Source organism: Thalassotalea sp. G20_0 (assembly GCF_017744175.1).
Lineage (GTDB): Bacteria > Pseudomonadota > Gammaproteobacteria > Pseudomonadales > Endozoicomonadaceae > Endozoicomonas.
On record NZ_JAGHQV010000298.1, the window covers coordinates 1 to 885 of the forward strand.

Consider the following 885-nt stretch of genomic DNA (forward strand, 5'->3'; position numbering starts at 1 on the left):
GGTTTTGCATACAAGACAGATTTATTTACTGATAGTTCATATGTTTGGTTTATCTGGTAGTGGCAAGATGAGGGGCCGGAGTTCTCCCCTTTCCACAGGCTCAGGACGAACAGATCCCCATATCCCGCTAAAAATACAGGAAACCTGTGAAATAGTGACTATGCTTGCTATTTGCCTTGGTATGGAGACTCCAGTGACGACAATAAATAGTAATGGCAATCTGGTTCTACTTAGCGAAAAGCACCATCCCGTTACACTTGATATTACCTATGCCAGTAGCAACAACTTTACCGGCAAGCCCATTTACCAAAGCAGCCAATGCTTTCTGCATATTGACGCACTGACTTGCCTGCTGAAAGCGACCGAGCTGCTCAGACCACTGAATCTCCGGCTCAAAATCTGGGATGCCTTTCGTCCATTGTCGGCGCAGCACATCCTGTTTCATCACATGCCGAACCCTGACTATGTTGGCAACCCGGAATCCGACCCCTGCCCTCATTGCAGAGGCATTGCGGTAGATCTCACCATCACTGACCGTTATGGCAGAGAGCTTGACATGGGCAGCCAATTTGATGACTTTCGTCCGCTGGCCCATCATGGTAACGCTCTGGTTTCAGAAGAAGCACAGCGCAACCGACTTATGCTGGCAGGCGTAATGAATATTGCCGGTTTTAAGCCCCTGGCAACCGAGTGGTGGCACTACCAGCTACCCAACGTGGAGAGTTATCCCTTAATACCTGAAGCTGAGACACCTGGAGGGATAATGTAACTCCCTGCTTTTTCAGCACAGAATAAAGCCCACGTGGCTCTGTGATTTGCTATAAATCATACCTGATTTGCCATGATTGCCTTTAAGCGAACCCTGATAATTACCAACTTAAAAAT

General features: G+C 47.7%; 1 protein-coding gene. It reads left to right on the forward strand.

Annotated features, from left to right (window positions below):
• Nucleotides 1–40 precede the first annotated feature (40 nt).
• The gene (gene ddpX, locus J7438_RS26155) at nt 41–769 is read left to right on the forward strand and encodes a D-alanyl-D-alanine dipeptidase (RefSeq protein ID WP_209278955.1); all 729 of its coding nucleotides are present in this window, start codon (nt 41–43) and stop codon (nt 767–769) included.
• The last annotated feature ends 116 nt before the right edge of the window (nt 770–885 follow it).

Coding starts and splice junctions, on each gene's coding strand:
- ddpX (WP_209278955.1), top strand. CDS start 41: ATGTTTGGTTTATCTGGTAGTGGCAAGATGAGGGGCCGGAGTTCTCCC.